Source organism: Stenotrophomonas riyadhensis (assembly GCF_040256885.1).
GTDB classification, from domain to species: Bacteria; Pseudomonadota; Gammaproteobacteria; order Xanthomonadales; family Xanthomonadaceae; genus Stenotrophomonas; species Stenotrophomonas riyadhensis.
Genome location: NZ_CP155568.1, coordinates 4140003 through 4160823 on the forward strand (window position 1 = coordinate 4140003; position 20821 = coordinate 4160823).

19 protein-coding genes and 2 riboswitches are annotated in these 20821 nt (G+C 67.2%); of the genes, 6 read left to right on the forward strand and 13 right to left on the reverse strand.

Features of this window, described 5'->3' with window-relative positions:
• Positions 1 to 61: 61 nt before the first annotated feature.
• Complete coding sequence (locus SriyCCGPB3_RS19105; protein WP_005411210.1) at positions 62 to 841, reverse strand: NYN domain-containing protein; 780 nt, start codon at positions 839 to 841, stop codon at positions 62 to 64.
• A gap of 123 nt (positions 842 to 964) precedes the next feature.
• Here SriyCCGPB3_RS19105 and SriyCCGPB3_RS19110 point away from each other — a divergent pair, with 123 nt between their 5' ends.
• On the forward strand, positions 965 to 2245 hold the full coding sequence (locus SriyCCGPB3_RS19110) for an NAD(P)/FAD-dependent oxidoreductase (protein WP_164160837.1): 1281 nt from the start codon (positions 965 to 967) through the stop codon (positions 2243 to 2245).
• 217 nt (positions 2246 to 2462) lie between these two features.
• Here the strand turns inward: SriyCCGPB3_RS19110 and SriyCCGPB3_RS19115 are convergent, their stop codons facing one another.
• On the reverse strand, positions 2463 to 2894 hold the full coding sequence (locus tag SriyCCGPB3_RS19115) for a nuclear transport factor 2 family protein (protein ID WP_180854000.1): 432 nt from the start codon (positions 2892 to 2894) through the stop codon (positions 2463 to 2465).
• A 71-nt stretch (positions 2895 to 2965) separates the two neighbouring features.
• A complete protein-coding gene (locus tag SriyCCGPB3_RS19120) occupies positions 2966 to 3232 on the reverse strand; it encodes a GIY-YIG nuclease family protein (protein WP_049452937.1) in 267 nt (88 codons plus the stop codon).
• A gap of 40 nt (positions 3233 to 3272) precedes the next feature.
• Positions 3273 to 3362, forward strand: a riboswitch (glycine riboswitch).
• A 13-nt stretch (positions 3363 to 3375) separates the two neighbouring features.
• A riboswitch (glycine riboswitch) is annotated at positions 3376 to 3479 on the forward strand.
• An 84-nt stretch (positions 3480 to 3563) separates the two neighbouring features.
• On the opposite strand from SriyCCGPB3_RS19120, the gene SriyCCGPB3_RS19125 reads away from it, so the two are divergent.
• The 4 genes from SriyCCGPB3_RS19125 (at position 3564) to SriyCCGPB3_RS19140 (ending at position 11763) form a co-directional block, all read left to right on the forward strand.
• Entirely contained in the window at positions 3564 to 4181 is a 618-nt protein-coding gene (locus SriyCCGPB3_RS19125; RefSeq protein ID WP_005411215.1) for a trimeric intracellular cation channel family protein, read from the forward strand.
• 285 nt (positions 4182 to 4466) lie between these two features.
• Positions 4467 to 5633, forward strand: a complete 1167-nt coding sequence (locus SriyCCGPB3_RS19130) for an MdtA/MuxA family multidrug efflux RND transporter periplasmic adaptor subunit (protein ID WP_012512239.1) — start codon at positions 4467 to 4469, stop codon at positions 5631 to 5633.
• The gene (locus tag SriyCCGPB3_RS19135) at positions 5630 to 8707 is read left to right on the forward strand and encodes a multidrug efflux RND transporter permease subunit (protein ID WP_153854632.1); all 3078 of its coding nucleotides are present in this window, start codon (positions 5630 to 5632) and stop codon (positions 8705 to 8707) included. Before SriyCCGPB3_RS19130 ends, SriyCCGPB3_RS19135 begins: the two co-directional genes overlap by 4 nt.
• Positions 8704 to 11763, forward strand: coding sequence for an efflux RND transporter permease subunit (locus SriyCCGPB3_RS19140; RefSeq protein ID WP_324187245.1), 3060 nt, complete (start codon positions 8704 to 8706; stop codon positions 11761 to 11763). The genes SriyCCGPB3_RS19135 and SriyCCGPB3_RS19140 overlap by 4 nt, the downstream gene beginning before the upstream one ends.
• Before the next feature lie 43 nt (positions 11764 to 11806).
• On the opposite strand, the gene SriyCCGPB3_RS19145 is transcribed toward SriyCCGPB3_RS19140, so the two are convergent.
• The 8 genes from SriyCCGPB3_RS19145 to SriyCCGPB3_RS19180 form a co-directional block, all read right to left on the reverse strand.
• Complete coding sequence (locus SriyCCGPB3_RS19145) at positions 11807 to 12118, reverse strand: DUF5076 domain-containing protein (protein ID WP_080356512.1); 312 nt, start codon at positions 12116 to 12118, stop codon at positions 11807 to 11809.
• Positions 12119 to 12570: 452 nt separating this feature from the next.
• The gene (locus tag SriyCCGPB3_RS19150; RefSeq protein WP_153854633.1) at positions 12571 to 13644 is read right to left on the reverse strand and encodes a 3-deoxy-7-phosphoheptulonate synthase; all 1074 of its coding nucleotides are present in this window, start codon (positions 13642 to 13644) and stop codon (positions 12571 to 12573) included.
• A 295-nt stretch (positions 13645 to 13939) separates the two neighbouring features.
• Positions 13940 to 14197 carry a hypothetical protein gene (locus SriyCCGPB3_RS19155; protein ID WP_005414620.1) on the reverse strand — a complete coding sequence of 86 codons (258 nt, stop codon included), beginning with the start codon at positions 14195 to 14197 and terminating at the stop codon, positions 13940 to 13942.
• 112 nt (positions 14198 to 14309) lie between these two features.
• Positions 14310 to 14648 carry a DUF6616 family protein gene (locus SriyCCGPB3_RS19160; RefSeq protein WP_153854634.1) on the reverse strand — a complete coding sequence of 113 codons (339 nt, stop codon included), beginning with the start codon at positions 14646 to 14648 and terminating at the stop codon, positions 14310 to 14312.
• A 54-nt stretch (positions 14649 to 14702) separates the two neighbouring features.
• Complete coding sequence (locus SriyCCGPB3_RS19165; RefSeq protein WP_153854635.1) at positions 14703 to 15443, reverse strand: DNA alkylation repair protein; 741 nt, start codon at positions 15441 to 15443, stop codon at positions 14703 to 14705.
• Entirely contained in the window at positions 15440 to 15940 is a 501-nt protein-coding gene (locus SriyCCGPB3_RS19170) for a MarR family winged helix-turn-helix transcriptional regulator (protein ID WP_153854636.1), read from the reverse strand. The genes SriyCCGPB3_RS19165 and SriyCCGPB3_RS19170 overlap by 4 nt, the downstream gene beginning before the upstream one ends.
• A gap of 72 nt (positions 15941 to 16012) precedes the next feature.
• Positions 16013 to 17311 carry a sensor histidine kinase gene (locus SriyCCGPB3_RS19175; RefSeq protein ID WP_180854027.1) on the reverse strand — a complete coding sequence of 433 codons (1299 nt, stop codon included), beginning with the start codon at positions 17309 to 17311 and terminating at the stop codon, positions 16013 to 16015.
• 32 nt (positions 17312 to 17343) lie between these two features.
• Positions 17344 to 18051, reverse strand: a complete 708-nt coding sequence (locus SriyCCGPB3_RS19180; protein WP_097048632.1) for a response regulator transcription factor — start codon at positions 18049 to 18051, stop codon at positions 17344 to 17346.
• Positions 18052 to 18157: 106 nt separating this feature from the next.
• On the opposite strand from SriyCCGPB3_RS19180, the gene SriyCCGPB3_RS19185 reads away from it, so the two are divergent.
• The gene (locus SriyCCGPB3_RS19185) at positions 18158 to 19084 is read left to right on the forward strand and encodes an aspartyl protease family protein (RefSeq protein WP_153854637.1); all 927 of its coding nucleotides are present in this window, start codon (positions 18158 to 18160) and stop codon (positions 19082 to 19084) included.
• Between the two features lie 25 nt (positions 19085 to 19109).
• Here the strand turns inward: SriyCCGPB3_RS19185 and SriyCCGPB3_RS19190 are convergent, their stop codons facing one another.
• Together SriyCCGPB3_RS19190 and SriyCCGPB3_RS19195 are read right to left on the reverse strand one after the other, a co-directional pair.
• A complete protein-coding gene (locus SriyCCGPB3_RS19190; protein ID WP_153854638.1) occupies positions 19110 to 20138 on the reverse strand; it encodes an LLM class oxidoreductase in 1029 nt (342 codons plus the stop codon).
• 13 nt (positions 20139 to 20151) lie between these two features.
• Positions 20152 to 20787 carry a glutathione S-transferase family protein gene (locus SriyCCGPB3_RS19195; RefSeq protein ID WP_350259629.1) on the reverse strand — a complete coding sequence of 212 codons (636 nt, stop codon included), beginning with the start codon at positions 20785 to 20787 and terminating at the stop codon, positions 20152 to 20154.
• Positions 20788 to 20821: the final 34 nt, after the last annotated feature.

The window sequence follows — 20821 nt, forward strand, 5'->3', positions numbered from 1 at the left end:
CATCTGGGGCTTGCCGGCCAGCGGCCGGCACTACCGGTTCTTTCTTGGCCAGCGGCCGGAACTACCTGTTCTTTTTTGGCAGCGCGCGGACGTAGGACGACTTGCCGTCCTTCTTCAGCTCGAACAGCCCGATCGCCGCCAGCAGGTCACTGAGCTTGCCGTAGCCGTAGTTGCGCGGGTCGAACGACGCCTGGTTGCCGATCTGGCTGCCGACCGGGCCGAGGTGCGACCAGCCATCCTCGCCCTCGGCCGCGGACACCGCGCGGCGCAGCATCTTCACCAGCCGCGTGTCGCTGCGCATTTCCGCACCACTCTTGCGCGGCCGCGCATCATCATTGGCGACAGGTTCGTTCGATGCCTGTTCGCTGGACGCCTGTTCGGTATCCGGCACGCTGGCATGGGTCTGGCCCAGCGCTTCCAGATAGGTGAACTTCGAGCAGGCGTTGACGAACGGCTCCGGGGTTTTCTTCTCGCCGAAGCCATACACCTTCACGCCATCGGTCAGCAGGCGCATCACCATCGGGGTGAAATCGGCATCGCTGGACACGATGGCGAAGCCATCGAGATTGCGCGCGTACAGCAGGTCCATGGCATCGATCACCATCGCCATGTCCGAGGCATTCTTGCCCTTGCTGTAGGCGAACTGCTGGATCGGGCGGATCGCATATTCGTGCAGCACGGCCTCCCAACCCTTCAACCGCGGGCTCTTCCAGTTGCCATAGGCGCGGCGCACGTTGGCCACGCCGTAGCGGGCGACTTCAGCCAGGACCTCGTCGATCTTCGAGGCCGGCGCATTGTCGGCGTCGATCAACAGGGCGATGCGCTTTTCCGGTTCGCTCATGGGCTCCTCACGGGCGGTTGCCTGAACCCGAGTATCGCCGATCCATGCGGGCGCTGACGTGACAGGGCGCCATCGTGCGAAGATGCCAGGCGCTTCCCCCAATGCCCCCACTGGAGTGAGTCGATGAGTCGCGAGCGCGTTCCCCACCTGGTTGTTGTCGGCGGCGGTTTTGCCGGCCTCTGGGCCACCCGTGCCCTGGCCCGCGAGCGCATACGCATCACCCTGGTCGACCGCCGCAACCACCATCTGTTCCAGCCGCTGCTGTACCAGGTGGCCACCGCCGGCCTGTCCGCGCCGGACATCGCCGCGCCGCTGCGCCACATCCTCGGCCACCAGCGCAATGTGGAAGTCCGCCTCGGCGAAGTGGTGACCATCGACAAGCAGGCCCGGCAGATCCGCATGGCCGATGGCAGCACGCTGGACTACGACAGCCTGCTGCTGGCTACCGGCGCCACCCACGCCTACTTCGGCAACGACCAATGGGCCGATGATGCGCCCGGGCTGAAGACGCTGGACGATGCCATCGCACTGCGCCGCAAGCTGCTGCTGGCGTTCGAACGCGCCGAGGCCGAGCCGGACCCGGCGAAGAAAGCGGCGTGGTTGAGCTTTGCCGTGGTCGGCGGCGGCCCCACCGGTGTTGAACTGGCCGGTACCTTGGCCGAAATCGCGCGGCATACGCTGCGCAACGAGTTCCGCCATATCGATCCGGCCAGCGCCAAGGTGCGGCTGGTCGAAGCCGGCCCGCGCGTGTTGTCTTCGTTCCCGGAAGTGCTTTCGCTGAAGGCACGGCGGCAACTGGAAAAACTGGGCGTGGAAGTATTGACCGGTACCCCGGTGAGCGACATCGACAGCCAGGGCTTCAAGCTCGGCGATCAGTTCGTGCCGGCCCGCACCGTGGTCTGGGCCGCCGGTGTGGCCGCTTCACCGCTGGCGCGCACCCTGGATGTGCCGCTGGACCGCGCCGGCCGCGTGCAGGTGCAGCCGGACCTCACCCTGCCTGGGCACCCCGAGCTGTTCGTGGCCGGTGACCTGGCCGCACTGAATCAAGCCAACGGCAAGCCGGTACCCGGCGTCGCGCCCGCCGCCAAGCAGATGGGCAAGTACGTGGCCGAGGTGATCCGCGCGCGCCTGGACGACAAGCCGGCACCAGGTCCCTTCAAGTACGCCGACTTCGGCAACCTGGCCACCATCGGCCGCATGGCCGCGATCGTGCACCTGGGCAGGCTGCAACTCTCGGGCGTCCTCGCCTGGTGGTTCTGGCTGGCCGCACACGTGTTCTTCCTGATCGGTTTCCGCAACCGCGTCGTGGTGCTGCTGAACTGGGCGGTGGCGTACTGGAGCTATCAGCGCAGCGCGCGCATCATCTTCGGTGATGACCAGGAAGACCGGCGACCGAGGCGCTAGGGCCGAAGACGGACACGGGTTCTCTGCCTGGGAGTAGATCCACGCCATGCGTGGATGAATGTCTGTGCAGGCCGCATGGAGCTCAGCCACGCATGGCGTGGCTCTACTGCCTCATCAGGCCGCCGGGCACTCGCCGTTTCGACCAAACCCGGCAGAGGTCTTCCTTTCTCGCAGTACCGGCAATTGAAAGCCAAGCTCTACCTGCGGCGCCCATCGCTCACTGCGCCTTTGGTTTCGGGTACCACAGCGCGTTGACGATGACCCAGCGCTGGTCGAAGCGCCCCATGTGGAAGTAGTCGACGAACCACGGCGTTTCCAGCCGTACCGAGGCCGCGTTGCCGGTCACGTCCAGCACCGTGCAGCGGCGGTCCCATTGATCCTTCGGGGTCTTCAGCGCGCCCTGCTTCGTCAACGAGACCAGCTCTTCCTTCGACATACGTCGCAGGCCCAAGCGTTCGTCGGGTGTATCGCCGAGGACCGCGCGCTTGGCCAGGTCCGGGTGCAGGGAGCGGGCGACGCGCTGCGGGTCGGCCGCCAGCTGGCCGTCGACGTAATCGTGGCAGGTGGCTTCGATGGCCGCGATCGTGGCCGGGTCGGCAGCGGGGCTCGTTGCTGCGGAGAGAGCGAACAGCAGGGCAATCGTGGACATCCGGGTCTCCAGCTCTGGGCGCGGGGCGATCATGGCATGGGCCAAGTGGCCCATCCACGCATGGCGTGGATCTACAGGACCGGCGCCTGCAACCAGGCCAGCTTGCGTTCGCGCGGCTGCTGCTTGAGCTGCCACTCGGCCCGCGAGGCGGCGGCCCGGTCCGGGTACTCGCGCACGGCCAGCACGCGCAGTGGCGGCCGTGCCCGGGTGTAGCGCGCGCCCTTGCCGGCCTGGTGGGCGGCGAAACGCGCCTCCACATCGGTGCTGATGCCGGCGTAGTAGCTGCCATCGCGGCATTCGAGCAGGTACAGGAACCACGGGCGGAGGGACGGGGCCATGCCCGGATTATGCCGTGCTGCACTGCAGCGGATATACTGGCGCCCGAATGCAGGAGAGAGGCGCCGCGCTGGCGCCCGCCGAAGGCGCAGGCTCCCATGATCGCTCAGGCCGGTGGGCTGGAATCCCACCAACCATGCATTCGACTCGCCGAGCTGGAGAGAGGTCACCGGGCACGCCCGGGACGATCCGCCGAAGGGGCACGCGGCCAACGCCGCTGAACTCTCAGGCAAAAGGACAGCGGGAGCGGCACCGGTCATCGTCATCCCGTCATTGCGCAGGCAGTGGCGGTAGTCGCGCATGGCCGGCCCCACCGCGCCCGGAGCCTGTCCCATGCTGCTGTCCATCATCTACCTGATCGCCATTTCCGCCGAAGCCATGACCGGCGCGCTGTCCGCCGGCCGTCGCCGCATGGACCTGTTCGGCGTGGTCATGATCGCCTGCGTCACCGCCCTCGGGGGCGGTTCGCTGCGCGACATCCTGCTCGGCCACTACCCGCTGGGCTGGGTGAAGCATCCCGAGTACCTGGGCTTCACCGTGTGCGCGGCGCTGATCGCCACCTGGGTGGCGCGCTGGATGCACCACTTCCGCCGCACCTTCCTGGTGCTCGATGGCCTGGGCCTGATCGCCTTCACCCTGATCGGCTGCTCGATCGCGCGCGAGGCCGGCCATGCCATGCCGATCGTGCTGATCGCCGGCATGCTGACCGGCGCCTTCGGCGGCGTGCTGCGCGACATTCTCTGCAACGAGGTGCCGCTGATCTTCCAGAAGGAGCTGTACGCGATCATCGCGCTGCTGACCGGCGCGGCCTACCTGTTGCTGCTGCACTGGGGCGTGGCCGACGCCACCGCGATCCTGTGCTGCCTCGGCGGCGGCTTCGCGCTGCGCCTGCTGGCGATCCACTACCGCTGGGAAATGCCGAAGTTCGTCTATCACGACGAAGTGCATTGATTGTTTGACGGTAGTGCCGGCCGCTGGCCGGCAACACGGCACACGCCCGCAGATTCCGGCAGGTTGCCGGCCAGCGGCCGGCACTACCGAATGCGTTGCATGACCATGGTCATGCGGCATTGGCCGGGGTGATTGGCTACCATTGTCACCCCGTCGCTGCCGCGACGGCATCCAGCCACGCCGCGCCCGCGGCCCCGCCAGACAACTCCCTCCCCGCTGCCCGTGGTGCCGTGAACGCGCCGACGGGCCCGCATGTCCCTGCGCGCGCAGGGCGCAGGATGCCCCATGTCTGTCGCCGAAAATTCCCGCTTCCGTCGTGCCCGCCTGTTATGGGCGGTGCTGGCCATCGCCCTCGTCGCCGTTCTGGCGTGGTGGCTGTGGCCCCGGAATGGTGCCGGCAGCAGCGACGATGCGCCGGGCAAGACGGTGCCGGTACGCGTGGCACGCGCCAGCGCCGAGCCGCTGGTGCTGCGCCTGAAGGCGGTCGGTACGGTCACCCCGCTGCACAGCGTGGTGGTACGCAGCCGCGTGGATGGCGAACTGCTGCGGCTGCATTTCCAGGAAGGCCAGCAGGTGAAGGCCGGCGATCTGCTGGCGCAGATCGACCCGCGCCCGTATGAGGTGAAGCTGGCACAGGCGCAGGGTACCCAGCAGCAGAATCTGGCCGAGCTGGAAAACGCCGAGCGCCAGCTGCAGCGCTACCGCGAACTGCAGAAGCAGAACTACGTGTCCGGGCAGGAACTGAGCGACCAGCAGAGCAAGGTGCGCCAGCTGCAGGGCCGCCGCCTCAGCGATCAGGCGTCTGTTGATGAAGCGCGCCTGCAGCTGCAGTACACCCGCATCACCGCGCCGGTCAGTGGCCGCGTCGGGCTGCGCCGTTTGGACGTGGGCAACCTGGTGCGCGCCAGCGATGCCGAAGGCCTGGTGACGCTGGCGCAGACCGCGCCGATCAGCGTGCTGTTCACGGTGCCCGAACCCGAGCTGCCTGCGCTGCTCGATGCCGTGCAGGCGCAACCGGCACTGGCGGTGGAAACCTGGGACCGCGAAGAACGCCGGCAGCTGGCCCGCGGCTCGCTGTCCAGCGTCGACAACCGCATCGATACCACCACCGGCACGTTGAAACTGCGTGCGCACTTCGACAACCACGATCTGGCGCTGTTCCCCAACCAGTTCGTCAACGTCCGCCTGCAGCTGGGCGAGCAGCCCGCGCTGCTGATTCCCGATGCCGCCGTGCAGTTCGGCAGCCAGGGCAACTACGTGCATATCGTCGACAAGGACAGCAAGGCACAGCGCCGCACCGTGGTGCTCGGTCCAGCCGATGATGGACGCGTGGCCGTGCGCTCCGGGCTGGCCGCAGGGGACAAGGTGGTGATCGAAGGCATCGACGGGCTGGAAGACGGCACGGCGGTGGAGATCATCACCGAGGAGGCCGCGACCAAGGCCGGCGCATGAACCTCTCGCGCCCGTTCATCCTGCGCCCGGTCGCAACGACTCTCCTGATGGTGGCGCTGCTGCTGTCCGGCGTGCTGGCCTATCGCCTGCTGCCGGTGGCGGCGCTGCCGCAGGTCGATTACCCGATCATCCAGATCACCACGCTGTATCCGGGGGCCAGCCCCGAACTGACCACACGCACCATCACCGCACCGCTGGAGCGCCAGCTCGGCCAGATTCCCGGCCTGAAACAACTGTCGTCGACCAGTTCCGGTGGCGCCTCGGTCATTACCCTGCAGTTCGGGCTGGAGGTGTCGCTGGGTGTGGCCGAGCAGGACGTGCAGGCCGCCATCAACGCGGCGGGCAGCTTCTTGCCCGGGGACCTGCCGGTGCCGCCGGTGTACCGCAAGGTCAACCCGGCCGACACCCCCATCCTGACCTTGGCGGTGACCTCGCAAGGCCTGTCGCTGCCGCAGGTGCACGATCTGGTGGATACGCGCATCGCCCAGCGCCTGGCGCAGTTGCCCGGCGTCGGCCTGGTCAGCCTGGCCGGGGGCCAGCGCCCGGCGGTGCGCATCCAGGTCAATCCAGCGGCGCTGGCCGCCAACAACCTGGGCATGGACCACATCCGCACCGCCATCGCCGCCGCCAACGTCAACCTGCCCAAGGGCAGTTTCGATGGCCCGATCCGCGCGGTGATGCTCGATGCCAACGATCAGATGCGCAGCGTGGATGAGTACCGTGCCCTGGTACTGGCCTGGCGCGACGGCGCGCCGCTGCGGCTGGGCGATGTAGCCACCATTGCCGATGGCGCCGAGAACCGCCAGTTGGCTGCGTGGAGCGGTACCACGCCGGCAGTGCTGGTGAACATCCAGCGCCAGCCCGGCGCCAACGTGATCGCCGTGGTCGAGCAGGTGCGTACGCTGCTGCCGCAGCTGCAGGCCACGCTGCCCGCCGGCGTGCAGATGAATGTACTGAGCGACCGCACCGAATCGATCCGCGCGTCGGTGCGCGGCGTGCAGAAAGAACTGGTACTGGCCATCGGCCTGGTGGTGCTGGTCACCTGGGTGTTCCTGCGCAATCTGCCGGCCACGCTCATTCCCAGCGTCGCGGTGCCGCTGTCGCTCATCGGCACCTTCGCGGTGATGCTGCTGGCCGGCTATTCGCTCAACAACCTCACGCTGATGGCGCTGACCATCGCCACCGGCTTCGTGGTGGACGATGCCATCGTGATGCTGGAGAACATCGCCCGCCATCTGGAGGAAGGCGAAAGCCCCCGCGATGCAGCGCTGAAAGGCGCAGCCGAGATCGGCTTCACCCTGGTGTCGCTGACTGTTTCGCTGATCGCGGTGCTGATCCCGCTGCTGTTCATGGCCGACCTGGTGGGTGCACTGTTCCATGAGTTCGCAGTGACACTGGCTGTAGCCATCGGCATTTCGCTGGTGGTCTCGCTGACGCTGACGCCGATGCTGTGCGCGCGGTTCCTGAAGCCGCACGCGAAGACTGCACATGCGCCCGATGTCTTCGACCGCGTCATCGGCCTCTACGACCGCCAGCTGCGCTGGGTGCTGCAGCGCCAGCCGCTGATGCTGCTGGCCACCGTTGCCACCCTCGCACTGACCGTGGCGCTGTACTTCGCCGTGCCCAAGGGTTTCTTCCCGGTGCAGGATGCCGGCCTGGTGCAGGGCATCAGCGAAGCGCCGCAGGCGATCTCATTCCAGGCGATGCGCGAGCGCCAGCAGGCGCTGGCGGCGGCCATCGAAGCCGACGAGGCGGTGGCCAGCGTCTCGTCCTACATCGGCGTGGACGGCAACAATGCCACGCTCAATACCGGCCGCCTGCTGATCGAGCTGAAACCGCACGGCGACCGCGATGGCGCCGCCGTGGTGATGGCGCGCCTGCAACAGCGCGTGTCGAAGATCCCCGGCATCACCCTGTACCTGCAGCCGGTACAGGAGCTGGGCATCGAAGACCGCATCAGCCGCACCCAGTACCAGTTCACCCTGACCACGCCGGATCTTGAAACACTGGAACGCTGGACCCCGAAGCTGCTGCAGGCGCTACGCCAGCAACCTGCACTGCGCGATGTCGCCAGCGATCTGCAGATGCAGGGCCGGCAGGCGCGCGTGGCGATCGACCGCGATGCGGCGGCGCGCCTGGGCGTGAGCGTGGAAGCAGTAGCCGATGCGCTGTACGACGCCTATGGGCAGCGCCAGATTTCGACCATCTTCACCCAGGCCAGCCAGTACCGGGTGGTGCTGGAGGCCGATCCTTCACGACAGCCCGGGCCGGAGGCGATCACGGGCCTGCGTGTGCGCAGCAGCAGTGGGCAGACCGTGCCGCTGGGTGCGGTGGCACGCGTGGATCTGGGCCCGACCGCTCTGCTGCGCAACCATGTCGGCCAGTTCCCGGCGGCCACGCTGTCGTTCAACCTTGCCCCGGGCGCATCACTGGGCGAAGCGGTGGAGGCTGTGCACGCCGCGCGCGCACAGGTGAACCTGCCGCAGAGCATCGAACTTCGCCTGCAGGGTGCCGCAGCGGCCTTCAGCAGCTCGCTGTCGTCCACACTGTGGCTGATCCTGGCCGCGGTGGTGGTGATGTACATCGTGCTGGGCGTGCTCTACGAGAGCTTCATCCACCCCATCACCATCCTCTCCACCCTGCCCTCGGCCACCGTCGGTGCGTTGGCGGCACTGTGGGTAAGCGGACGCAGCCTGGACCTGATCGCGGTGATCGGCATCGTGCTGCTGATCGGCCTGGTGAAGAAGAACGCGATCATGATGATCGACTTCGCGCTGGACGCGCAGCGCACACGCGGCATGTCACCGCGCGAGGCGATCCATCAGGCCGCGCTGCTGCGCTTCCGGCCGATCCTGATGACCACGCTGGCCGCGCTGTTCGGCGCAATCCCGCTGATGCTGGCCAGTGGTTCCGGCGCAGAGCTGCGGCAGCCACTCGGCTGGGTGATGGTGGGGGGGCTGCTGGTCAGCCAGGTACTGACCCTGTTCACCACGCCGGTGATCTACCTGGCCTTTGATCGCCTGCAGCGTGGCCGTGCGACGTCCCCGGTGGCCGTTGACGAGGCGCGCGCGTGACCCCCAGCGCGCGCCTGGCGCAGGCCTGCGTGCAGCGCCCGGTAGCGACGATCCTGCTGGCGGTGGCGCTGGTGCTGGCCGGCCTGCTGGCATTGCGCCTGTTGCCGGTGGCGCCGCTGCCACAGGTCGATTACCCGGCCATTGAAGTCAGTGCCAGCCTGCCCGGCGCCTCGCCCGAGTCGATGGCAGCCACCGTCGCCACGCCGCTGGAGCGCGCACTGGGCAGCCTGCCCGGCATCTCACGCATCGACTCGGCCAGCACCCAGGGCCAGACCCAGATCGAACTGAAGTTCGTACTCGGCCGCGACATCGATGAGGCAGCGCGTGAAGTGCAGGCCGCCATCAATCTTGCACGCGGGCAGTTGCCCAGTGGCATGCCCGGCATGCCGCAGTACCGCAAGGTCAATCCCTCACAGGCACCGATCCTGGCGCTGGCACTGACCTCGGACACGCGTTCGCCAGGCCAGCTGTATGATCTGGCCTCCACCGTGCTGGCGCAGAAGCTGTCGCAGGTACCGGGCGTGGGCGAAGTGCAGGTGGGCGGCAGCGCCTTGCCCGCCGTGCGTGTATCGCTGGACCCGAATGCACTGAACCATGCAGGCCTGGCGCTGGAGGACGTGGCCCAGGCCATCGGCCGCGCCAACGCCATGCGCCCGCTGGGTGCCGTGGGCGATGACCGCCAGCAGTGGCAGCTGGAAGCGCCGCTGCAGCTGCGCCAGGCCGCGCAGTACCGCGAACTGGCATTGAAGGTCAGCGACGACCGCACGCTGCGGCTGGGCGATGTCGCCGCCGTTGCCGATGGCGTGGAAGACCGTTACGCCAGCGGCTTCCACAACGAACGCCCCGCCGTGCTGCTGATCGTCAGCCGCCAACCCGGCGCCAACATCATCGCCACCGTTGATGCCATCCAGGCGCAGCTACCGCAACTGCATGCGCTGTTGCCCTCCAGCGTGGACATGCGGCTGGTGATGGACCGCTCGCCGGTGATCCGCGCCACCCTGCATGAGGCAGAGCTCACCCTGGTGCTGGCGATCGTACTGGTGGTGCTGGTGGTGCTCGGCTTCCTCGGCCACTGGCGTGCAGCGCTGGTCCCCAGCGTGGCGATTCCGGTGGTGCTGTTCGGCACGCTGGCGCTGATCGCGCTGATGGGCTTCTCGCTCAATACGCTTTCATTGATGGCGCTGATCGTCGCCGCCGTGCTGGTGGTGGACGATGCCATCGTGGTGCTGGAGAACATCGCCCGCCATCGCGAACTGGGCGCCGACCGCTGGCAGGCGGCAGTACGGGGTGCATCGGAAGTCGGTGCCACGCTGCTGTCGATGAACGTTGCACTGGCCGTGGTGTTCGTCTCCATCCTGTTCCTGGACGACTTCGTCGAACGCCTGTTCCGCGAATTCTCGTTGACCCTGGTGGCGGCCATGACGGTCTCTGTGCTGGTCGCGCTGAGCCTGGTGCCGATGCTGTGTGCACGATTGTTCGTGGATGCCGCACAGCAACCCTCGCGTTGGCAGCGCGGCAGCAACGCACTGTTCGAGCGCCTGCGCGGCGCCTACCTGCGCACCCTGCAGGCGAGCATGCGCCGGTTGCGCTGGCCGTTGCTGGCGTTCGTGGCCGTGATCGCCCTCAACGCCTGGTTGTTCCAACAGGTGCCCAAGGGCATCGTGCCCAAGCAGGACACCGCGCAGCTGCGTGGCTTCGCGCGCGGTGATGACGGCCTGTCCTTCCAGGCCATGCAACCGAAGATCGATGCGTACAGGAAGCTGTTGCTGTCCGATCCGGCCATCGAGGACATCATCGGCTACATCGGTGGTAGCAACGGGGTCAACAACGCCTTCATCATGATCAAGATGAAGCCGCTGGCCGAGCGCAAGGTGTCCAGCCAACAGGTGATCGACCGCCTGCGCGCGCGGCTGCCCAAGCTGCCCGGCGGCAATCTCTATCTGTGGGTCGACCAGGACATCCGCCTGGAGGGCGCAGGCAGCAGTGGCAAGTACGAGTTCCAGCTGCTGTCGGCCGATACCGCGCCGCTGCGCGAATGGGCGCCGAAGGTGGCGGCCGCCCTGCGTGGCCTGCCCGAACTGGTTGACGTGGAAGCACAGGGTGAAGCGGGCATGCGCCAGGTGGTGCTGGATATCGACCGCGAAGCAGCCGCGCGCCACGGCGTGGACCTGCGCACCGTCGCCAACATGCTCAACAACTCCTTCAGCCAGCGTCAGGTCGCCACGCTGTACGACAGCCTCAACCAGTACCGCGTGGTGATGGAGCTGGACCCGAAGCACACCCAGGACCCGGGCACGCTGTCACGCCTGCAGGTGATCGATGGCAACGGCCAGCGCATTCCGCTGTCGAGCATCGCCAGCTGGCGCTATGGCATGGCACCGGACCGGGTGTACCACAGCGAGCAGTTCGCCTCGATCTGGATCGAGTTCGCGCTGGCACCGGGGATGGGCCTGGAACAGGCCACGCAGGCGATCGATGGTGCGATGTCGAAACTGATGCTGCCGCGTTCGGTCCAGGGAAAACTGTCCGGTGAAGCCGGCGGGCTGGATCAGCTGCGCGCGCGCCAGCTATGGCTGGTGCTGGGCGCCACGCTGGCGGTCTACCTGGTGCTGGGCATCCTCTACGAGAGCTTCCTGCAGCCGCTGGTGATCCTGTCCACCCTGCCCTCGGCCGGTGTCGGTGCGCTGCTGGCGCTGTGGCTGTTCGGCAACGAGCTGAACCTGATCGCCCTGCTCGGCCTGTTCCTGCTGGTGGGCGTGGTGATGAAGAACACCATCCTGCTGGTGGATTTCGCGCTGGCCGGCGAGCGGCGCGGGCTGAGCGCGCAGGATTCAGTGATGGAAGCCGCGCGGTTGCGCCTGCGGCCGATCCTGATGACCTCGCTGGCGGCGCTGCTGGGCACGCTGCCGCTGATGCTGGCCAACGGCGAAGGCTGGGAGCTGCGGCAACCGCTGGGCATTGCGATTGTCGGCGGCTTGCTGGTCAGCCAGTGGCTGACGCTGTACACGACCCCGGCGATGTATCTGGCGTTGGCGAGGATTCGGGCGAAGCAGTGAATGTGGGGCGGGGAATTCATCCACGCGTGGCGTGGATCTACCGTCAATGCCGCACGACGAACCCGCCGGACCGGCCGCTGGATGGCGCCTGCAGCTCCTCGTTGAAGGCTGCCTTGATGGCCTCGACCACCACGTCACGGTCCATGCCCTCACTGGTCACCAGCGCGTCGGCAACGTGCTGGGCAACGTCGGCAAGAATTCGCCCCCAGGCACGTTCTTCGCGGATGTCGGGGCGATCCTCGTACAGCCCCACTTTCAATGATGCATGCAGCCCGCGCTCAGCGATCCACACGCGAATCATCTCGACCGAAGATTCGTCGCGTTGGGCAGCTTCAGGGATGATCAGTTCTTTCATGGCGGCAGCCGCAAGGAGAAGTGATCGCATTGTGGCCCACATCCATGCATGGCGTGGATCTACTGCGGACCTTGAGTAGAGTCGAGCTTGCTCGACTGCCGTTGGTGCACGTTTTTCCGCAGTCGAGCAAGCTCGACTCTACGTGTCCAAGGCGGATCATCGCACTGTGCGGACTGGACCACTTGGCGTGCCGGGTGCGACCCGACGGGCCCGCGACAAATGTGGCCTCCAGCGGGTCGTAGCCGTCATTGCCGGGGACGGCGAATCGTCCACGCATGGCGTGGATCTACTGCCACCCCGGCGATGTACCTGGCGCTGTCGCTCATGCGCAGCGCCAGGCGCATCGCCGGTGCAGATGGGCCGGTCTCCAACTCCGACCGGCCCTGATCGCGGCCGCACCCCCGCAGGCGCTGGCCGCCATCCACACACGCGCCGCACTCAGGCGGCTTCCATCAAGCTGCTTCGGACACCTTCACGTTGCGACGGGCGCGCACGGCCGCAGCCAGTCGCTCCAGCACCGTCACGGTGGTGTCCCAGTCGATGCAGCCATCGGTGATGCTCTGCCCATAGACCAGCGGCTGGCCTTCCACCAGTTCCTGGCGGCCACCGACCAGATGGCTCTCGATCATCACGCCAACGATGCGCTGTTCGCCGTCTTCCAGCTGAACGGCGATGTCGTCGATCACCTTCGGCTGGTTCTCCGGGTTCTTCAGGCTGTTGGCATGGCTGGCGTCGATCATCAGACGCGTCGGCAGCTTGGCCTTGGCCAGCACCTGGCAGGCCTCGGCAACACTGCCTGCGTCGTAGTTCGGCTGCTTGCCGCCGCGCAGGATCACATGGCAATCCGGGTTGCCGGTGGTCGACACGATGGCGGTACCGCCCTGCTTGGTGACCGACAGGAAGTGATGAGGATTGGACGCCGCACCCACCGCGTCAGCGGCGATCTTCACGTTGCCATCGGTGCCGTTCTTGAAGCCGACCGGGCACGACAGCCCCGACGCCAGCTCGCGATGCACCTGGCTTTCGGTGGTGCGTGCGCCGATCGCGCCCCATGCCACCAGGTCGGCGATGTACTGCGGCGAGATCACGTCGAGGAACTCGACACCGGCCGGCAGGCCGAGCTTGTTGATGTCGCGCAGCAGGCCGCGGGCGATGCGCAGGCCCTTGTCGATCTTGAAGCTGCCGTCCAGGTCCGGGTCGTTGATCAGGCCCTTCCAGCCCACCGTGGTGCGCGGCTTCTCGAAGTACACGCGCATGACGATCTCCAGCTCACCGGCCAGCGCGTCACGCAGCGGCTTCAGGCGCTGGGCGTACTCGATGGCGGCCTTCGGGTCGTGGATCGAGCATGGGCCAACCACCACCGCCAGGCGGTCGTCACGGCCATGCAGGATCTGGTGCAGGGCCGCGCGCGAGGCGCTGACGGTGTCGGAGGCTTCATCGTCACAGGGCAGCATCGCCAGCAGCTGGGCAGGCGGTGTCAGCGGTTCGATGGTGCGGATACGCAGGTCGTCGGTGTGCGGGGGCATTGCGGGAGATCTCCGGAACGTTGGGGGTCCCCAGCGTGGCGGCATGAAAAAAGCCGCCAGGTTCGCTGGCGGCTTTCGGGAATGCGTCTGAAGCTTTCTTCAGGGTGAGCGCAGTCCTTCCTCCGCCAGTGGCTTCGGAAAGTAATACCAGTAAAAGCGGGTGGCGGCTGCGTTCATGGGATCTATTGATAGCACAGCTTTTGCGCAGTGCAAAATGTTTCATCCGCAACTGGGGACGCGGTTCAGCGAGGTGCGCGCCAGCCCTGCCTACGCGGCGGCAGCCACGCGAAGTTGCTCATTTACCATGCACTTCCACGTCCAGCAGCAGGCCCTCATGGATGTCGGCCCAGCGCTCCAGCACGCGGTCCAGCTCCTGCCTGGCTTCGTCCAGCTGCTCGGGGTTGAGCAGGGAACGCGCGGTGTAGAGGTCGGAAACCAACCGCCGCAGGGCCGATTCCGGGATGGCCACCGACGGCCCTTCCAGCCCCGGCAACTGCAACGCCGGACTGTCGCCAAGAGGGCCGAACAGCGTGACCTGGAGCGTGCTCTGCATGATCGACTTCCCTGCGGATGGACATGGGCAATGTCCTGTTTACCGTGTCTGGGTGACAGGCGCATGTGCCACTCATGCCGAGGACCGGGATCTGTCGGCGTCTGCCACGCCGCTACAACCCCGCCAGGTCGGCCAGGTGCTGGGCCATGCTGTCCGTCGCGCCTATCGCATGGGTAGTGGTGAAGTACGCATGCCAGCCGGTCGCGGCAATGCCGGCGACCAGCGCATCGACCTCCTCGCGGCTGGCGCAGCGCCAGACCGCATAGAACTGCTCATCGCTGCCGTGCGGTACGTCCGTGGCAATGCGGCCCATCGCCAGCGGCGTGATGCGGGCTGGATCGAACTGCTGCATGCCGGCTCCGATACGGGCGAAGAAGGCATTCCGCTGCTCGGGTGGGAGTGTGGTCCAGGCAGGTGTGGCGGTGTAGAGCTCGATGAAGGTATGGGACATGAGGTTCTTCCTTGAGGTTTACGAGGTTGCGGGGTTGCCGGCCAGCGGCCGGCACTACCGGAACGAGCGCAGTGCGCGTTTGCGGATGTAGGTGTTGGCGTCGCTGTGGCGCTCGTGCTGCCAACGCGTGCACAGCTCGCGCAGCCACTGCGGCCGAGTCTTGCCGGCGTCATTGAGCCAGTTGCCGACTGAGTCCTGCACGTAGCGTTCCGGGTCGTCAGCCAGTGCTTCCAGCAGCGCGGAAGCATGCTCCGGGTGCTGCTTGAACAGCGCGATATGCGTGGCCCAGACACCGCGCGGACGCAGTGCTTCACAGGCGAAGCGACGCAAGTACGGCGACGCTTCCAGCGTCCACGGTTGCAGGTACTCAAGCGCCTGCATCGGCGCGGCAACGATGTCCGTGCGTAGCGCCAGCCACGCCCATTCGCGCACACCGAAGTGTGGGTCATCGGCCAGCGTGCGCATCTGCTGCAGCTTCTCTGCCAACGTTGCGCGGGCATCACTGCCGATCAGGTAGCAGGCCCAGCCGCGCACGGTATCGGAGCGGTGATGCTGCCAGAGCAGAGGCGCGCCCTGCCCCGCCTCACGCAGCAGTTGCGCGGCCAAGGCCATGCGCAGCGTGATGCCCTTGCCTGAGGCATCCCGCATGCGCTGCAGCGCTTCCGGCGCAAGCGCAGGCGCCACCACCTGCAGCAGTGCGGCGAAATCCACTGCCAGGCATTCGCCCAGATGGGTGGCGGGGACGTTGCCGGTGTTGAGTTCATGCAGCCGTTCCGCCGCAATCGCCGGGCTCATGCTGCGGGCTCTCGTCCAGCAGCGGTGTGCTGCCAGACCTTGTGCAGCAACCGCGACAGCTGCTGCTGTTCATCGGTGTCCAGACCATTGAACAGGCCACCGATCCACTGCGTGTGCTGATCGAACAGCGTCTCGGCCAAGCGTTTTCCCTGTGCGGTCAACACGATCTGGAGACGACGGCCATCTTCGGGGTCGCTGCGCCGCTGCAGCTGGCCTTCGCGCTGCAGGCCATCGAGGAGGCCGCTGATGGTGGCGCGGGTGACGCCAGCGCGCTCGGCAAGCTCATGGGGCGGCAGCGTGCCACCGGCGCCGTGCAGCAGGAACAGCACGATGAAGCGCCCTTCGCTGAGCCCATGTGGCGCCAGCCGGGTGGCGCAATCGTGGTCGATGGACGACGACAACGACAGCAGCTGGAAGCACAGGCGCAGCTGCGCGACATTGGCATGGCCGCGTCGCAGCGCCTCTTCCAGCAGGGCATTGTGCTTGGCTTCGATCATCATCCATACCGATATGATTAGGCGCCTAATCATAAATCGAAAGGGCGGGGCCGCGTCAATCCGTACGTGCTGTCAGGGAGCCGTCCCCAGCAGCAGGCGGGCGATCAATCCACCGCCATCACGTTGCAGCAGCTGCAGTTCGCCTGCATGCCGCCGTGCCACGTTGGCCGCCACTGCCAGCCCAAGTCCCGCTCCGCCGGTGGCGCGACTGCGCGAACTCTCGCTGCGCTGGAACGGTTGCAGCAGGCGTACACGGTCGCCCTCGGCGATGCCCGGTCCGCGGTCCATCACATCCAGCTGCGCCCTGCGCCCCACCACCGCGACCCGCAGTTCCACTGCGCCGGCATAGCGAGCGGCGTTGTCGATGAGGTTGTCGATCGCCCGCCGCAGCAGGAGCGCATCGCCCTGCCAAGGCAGCACGTCCGGTCCCTCGGCGGAGATTTCGATGCCGCGCAGGAGAGCACTCTGCACGCACTCTTCCAGCAACGCCGCCAGGTCAAGCCGCCGCAACTCCAGCGGTTGCAGTTCGCCGCGTGCGTAGTCGAGCACCTGCTCGATCATCGTATCCATGCGTTCGATGTCGGCCACCATCCGTGCGGCCTGTGCCGGTGGTGCGAACTCCGCACGCAGGCGCAGGCCGGTCAGCGGCGTGCGCAGGTCGTGCGCTACAGCAGCCAGCATGCGGGTCATGTCCTGTGCCTGTTCGCGCAGCCGCCCACGACCCGCGCTGATCGCCGCAGCCAGCACCTGCACTTCGCGCGGGCCGTCATCCGGCAAGGGTGTGTCGGCCTGCAGATCCACACGTGCACTGGCTTCGGCCAAGCGTCGCAACGGGCGCCCCAAGCGGATTGACGCCCATGCTGCCAACGGCGCCAGCAGTACGGCACCGCCCAGCAGGGCAAGCACCACCTGGCGGCGCCAGGCCGCCAGATCGCTGTGATCGCTGCCCACCACCCGCCAACGGCCATCGGCCTGGCGCACGCCCAGTTCGAACGGCGGCCATTGCATGGCGGTCAGCACTGCTGACTGCGCCTTCAGTACGCCGGCCCGCGCCGTGGCATCCAGCACCGCGCCACCTTCGATGATCTGCACATCGGGCGCCTTGCCTTGTCCACTCCATACCAGCCGAACATCCTCCACCGGCGAGCCCAGCTGCAGCGCCGCCAGCTGCGTAAGCCAGTCGCTGGCGCTGCCTTGCGGCGGCGCTGCCTGCGTCGCCAGATGCAGGCCCAGCGACGCCGGCGCCTGTTCCCCCCGCAGCACCTGCGTGGCCTGGTCCAACCGCATCGGCGGCGGCGCGGGGCGTGGCATCCAGCCCACCACCGCGACGCTGACCAGGGTGGCCAGCAACAGGCTGGCCAGGGCCAGCACCGCGATCCAGCGCGCAGTGGACCAGCGCGTATTCACAGCACCTGGACCTCGGTACCGAAGCGATAGCCTTCCCCGCGCAGTGTCTGCACCAGGGTTTCAGCGCCGGGCACAGCGTGTCCCAGCTTGCGGCGCAACCGGCTGATCGCCAGATCGATGGCACGATCGACGCTGTCGCTGGGTTCGCCGTGCATCAGCTGCAGCAACTGCTCGCGGCCGAGCACCCGCCCGGGGCGCTCGGCCAGCACCAGCAGCAGGGAGAATTCACCACGGCTCAAGGCCAGCTCAGCGCCATCCGGCGTGATCAGGCGGCGCTGCCCAGGAAGCAACCGCCATCCAGAAAAGCGCAGCTCGTTGGCCACCTGCTCACGCAGCTTGTGCTGGCGGCGCAACAGCGCCCGCACCCGTGCCAGCAGCTCACGCGGATCAAACGGTTTGGCCAGGTAGTCGTCTGCCCCCATCTCCAGACCGATCACCCGGTCCGGCGCGCTGCCCATCGCCGACAGCATCAGGATCGGGATCGCCCGCGCCTGCAGCCGGCGGCAGACCGACAGGCCATCCTCGCCGGGCATCATCCAGTCGAGGATGATCACGTCCGGGCGCTCGGCCTGCAGCAGCACATCCAACGCTGCCGCACCGCCCGCCACCCGCACATCGTAGCCATGCAGCTGCAGGCAGTCGGCGATGGCATCACGGATGCTGGCGTCGTCATCGACAACGATGACCCGGGCGGGAGCGTTCATGGGGTCAGTATCGGGCCGTTGTGTATCAGGACGGTATCAGCGCCGATATTCCCGCGATACGCCAGCGCGCGCCAATGGTCGTCATCGATCACAACGGAGATGCCCCTTGCGCCTCACCCTGCTTCCCCTGCTTGCCCTCCCGCTGCCTGCGCTGGCAGGCGATGCCCCCGAACACGTGCTGCCGATGTGGATGCAGGGCGGGCATCCGGCCGTGGCCGTCTCGCTGGACGGGCGTGCGGAGCCGTTGCGCTTCGTGGTCGACAGTGCAGCCGGTGCGACCCTGGTGGATGACCGCGTGACCCGGCGCTATGGTCTGGAGGACGCCGATGCAGCGGTGTCGCATGCGCAGGGTGCCAGTGCGAAGACGGCCCAGCTGCGACGGATGCGTACCACGTCCTGGCGGCTGGGCAGCTGGCAGCTGCAGGCCAGTGGCGTTCAGGCCGATCTGTCCTCGTTGGCGAAGGATGATGAGGCGGTCATTGATGGCCTGGTTGGCAATGACCTGACCGGACGCTGGGATACCCGCTGGGACTTCGGCCGCCAAGAGCTCGCGCTGTGGACCCCGGGCCGGCTCGCGCTGGATGGAAACGGGTGCCAGGCCAACGCGCTGCCGGATCGCAAGGCTGGATTGCGCCACTTCGGTTTCATCACGGTGGCACTGGGTGATGCCGGTGTGGAAGCCATCGCCGTAATCGATACCGGCGCGGCGCAGACCGTGCTCAATGCCGAAGCCGCACGCGCATTGGGCGTGCATACCGACGGCAGCGACCAGCGCGTGCGTGTTCGCGGGAAAGGCACTGAAGGCCTGGGTGGCGGAAGCCAGGCCACCTGGCTGTACACCCTGCCCAGCATGGCCAGCGCTGGCTGGCGACATCCCCCGATGGAAGTACGGATCAGCGAGCTGCCGGTATTCAAGGCCATTGGCCTGGAGGCACGGCCGGCGCTGATCCTCGGTGCCGACGCAATGCGCGGCGGCCAGGTGGACATCGGTGCCGCCGCCGCAAGGATCTGCCTGCGTCGGCCGGCCAACTGAGCAGCGGCCGGCGCCTGCGAACGTGCTACCAGTCCATCACCTGCGGCGCCGGCCCCGGGTGCGACGGGAACAAGGGCAGCACTTCTTCAGCCATCTCCTGCAGCACCTCGCCGGCAGGCCGCTCGGCGAACTGGATGCCCAGCGCGGCATGGTTGACGCCGGCCCGCTGCCAGGCCTGCAGCAGATCGATCAGGCCCTTGCGGCCGGTGCGCAGGGTGAAGCCCCCCCGCAGCGGCATGCGTGGATGATCCGGATCGTCCACCAGGTCGATCCATTCGTTGGTCATGTGCGGACGGAAGCCGCCATCCGGAATCAGCGCGCGCCAGGCGCCGATCTTCGCGGCCAGCCGCTGCGGACCGGCGTTGTCATGGGTGGCCTCTGGATAGGTCAGCCACCCATCGGCATGCTGGCCGATCCACTCCAGTGGCTGACGTGCGCCACCGGTGACAACCAGCGGAACGCGGCCACTGACCGTGGGCGGCAGCAACTGCACGCCCTGCTCGGCACCGGCATGTGTCATCCGCCCATCCGTGCCCGGCTGCAGCCAACGGCGCATCTCGTTCATTGCGGTGGCGAAACGCTCTCCGCGCGCCGCGTGCTCCAGTCCATAGGCCGGGAACTCCAGCGGTCGATCACCGGACGCCACACCCATCACCAGCCGCCCACCGGACAGCTGATCGAGCGACGCCGCGGCCTTGGCCAGATCGATCGGATGGCGCAGTGGCAGCACCACGCTGCCGGTGGCCAGGGCCACGCGCTGCGTGCGCGCTGCCAGCCACGCAAGGTAGGTGAATGGATCGAACAGCTGGCCTGCATCACCGAACAGCGGATCGAACAGCGGCACGTCGCGCACCCATACCGCGGCAAAGTCGTGGCGGTCGATCTCCTCCACCAGCCGCGCCTGGCCCTGCAGCACGGCCATGTCGCCCTGGTAGAAGCGCAGCGGCAGGTAGATGCCCAGGGTCAGCGCGTCGGCGCGGAACATGCGCTGGTAGCCCGGGTGCGCGGCAAAGACCGGCGCCGACGCGCCCGGCATCGCAATGGAATCATTCATCAGCATCGCCTCCTTACGGACCGGTGGCCGGCTCGGGCAGCTGCACGCCGCGCTGTACCGCAGGGCGTGCTGCAACCCGCGCGTACCACGCATCCAGATGGCGATGCCGCGAGAAATCGATGTCGATGATGCGGGCGATGTGCAGCCAGCCGAAGTGGGCGATATCGGCAATCGAGTAGTGATCGCCAGCCAACCACTCGCGTCCCTGCAGACGCTGGTCGAGTACCGCGAACAGGTCGTCGCTCAGGCGGCGGTAGCGTTCGATTGCCGCGGAATCGGGCTGTTGTGCAAAATGCTCGAAGTGCACGCGCTGGCCGAGGATCGGGCCGACGCTGGCGGCATGGAACATCAGCCAGGTCAGCGTCTCCCAGCGCGCAGCCGGTTCGGAAGGCAGCAACGCATTGCCCTGTTCGGCCAGGTACATCAGGATCGCCGCCGATTCGAAGACAACGAGGCCGCGCGCGCGATCTTCCAGCACCGGAATGCGCCCATGCGGATTGAGCCGCAGGAAGTCGGGATGGCGATGTTCGCCATCGGCGATGTGGACGTGGTGAAGGCGATACGGCAGGCCAAGCTCTTCCAGTGCGATGGTGGCCTTGAAGCCATTGGGAGAACTGTCGGAGTACAGGTGCAGCGAAGGTTCGTTCATGGGAATCCTGGACGGCAGGGAGCGACGGCATGCA

Coding starts and splice junctions, on each gene's coding strand:
- SriyCCGPB3_RS19105 (WP_005411210.1), bottom strand. CDS start 841: ATGAGCGAACCGGAAAAGCGCATCGCCCTGTTGATCGACGCCGACAAT.
- SriyCCGPB3_RS19110 (WP_164160837.1), top strand. CDS start 965: ATGAGTCGCGAGCGCGTTCCCCACCTGGTTGTTGTCGGCGGCGGTTTT.
- SriyCCGPB3_RS19115 (WP_180854000.1), bottom strand. CDS start 2,894: ATGTCCACGATTGCCCTGCTGTTCGCTCTCTCCGCAGCAACGAGCCCC.
- SriyCCGPB3_RS19120 (WP_049452937.1), bottom strand. CDS start 3,232: ATGGCCCCGTCCCTCCGCCCGTGGTTCCTGTACCTGCTCGAATGCCGC.
- SriyCCGPB3_RS19125 (WP_005411215.1), top strand. CDS start 3,564: ATGCTGCTGTCCATCATCTACCTGATCGCCATTTCCGCCGAAGCCATG.
- SriyCCGPB3_RS19130 (WP_012512239.1), top strand. CDS start 4,467: ATGTCTGTCGCCGAAAATTCCCGCTTCCGTCGTGCCCGCCTGTTATGG.
- SriyCCGPB3_RS19135 (WP_153854632.1), top strand. CDS start 5,630: ATGAACCTCTCGCGCCCGTTCATCCTGCGCCCGGTCGCAACGACTCTC.
- SriyCCGPB3_RS19145 (WP_080356512.1), bottom strand. CDS start 12,118: ATGAAAGAACTGATCATCCCTGAAGCTGCCCAACGCGACGAATCTTCG.
- SriyCCGPB3_RS19150 (WP_153854633.1), bottom strand. CDS start 13,644: ATGCCCCCGCACACCGACGACCTGCGTATCCGCACCATCGAACCGCTG.
- SriyCCGPB3_RS19155 (WP_005414620.1), bottom strand. CDS start 14,197: ATGCAGAGCACGCTCCAGGTCACGCTGTTCGGCCCTCTTGGCGACAGT.
- SriyCCGPB3_RS19160 (WP_153854634.1), bottom strand. CDS start 14,648: ATGTCCCATACCTTCATCGAGCTCTACACCGCCACACCTGCCTGGACC.
- SriyCCGPB3_RS19165 (WP_153854635.1), bottom strand. CDS start 15,443: ATGAGCCCGGCGATTGCGGCGGAACGGCTGCATGAACTCAACACCGGC.
- SriyCCGPB3_RS19170 (WP_153854636.1), bottom strand. CDS start 15,940: ATGATCGAAGCCAAGCACAATGCCCTGCTGGAAGAGGCGCTGCGACGC.
- SriyCCGPB3_RS19180 (WP_097048632.1), bottom strand. CDS start 18,051: ATGAACGCTCCCGCCCGGGTCATCGTTGTCGATGACGACGCCAGCATC.
- SriyCCGPB3_RS19190 (WP_153854638.1), bottom strand. CDS start 20,138: ATGAATGATTCCATTGCGATGCCGGGCGCGTCGGCGCCGGTCTTTGCC.
- SriyCCGPB3_RS19195 (WP_350259629.1), bottom strand. CDS start 20,787: ATGAACGAACCTTCGCTGCACCTGTACTCCGACAGTTCTCCCAATGGC.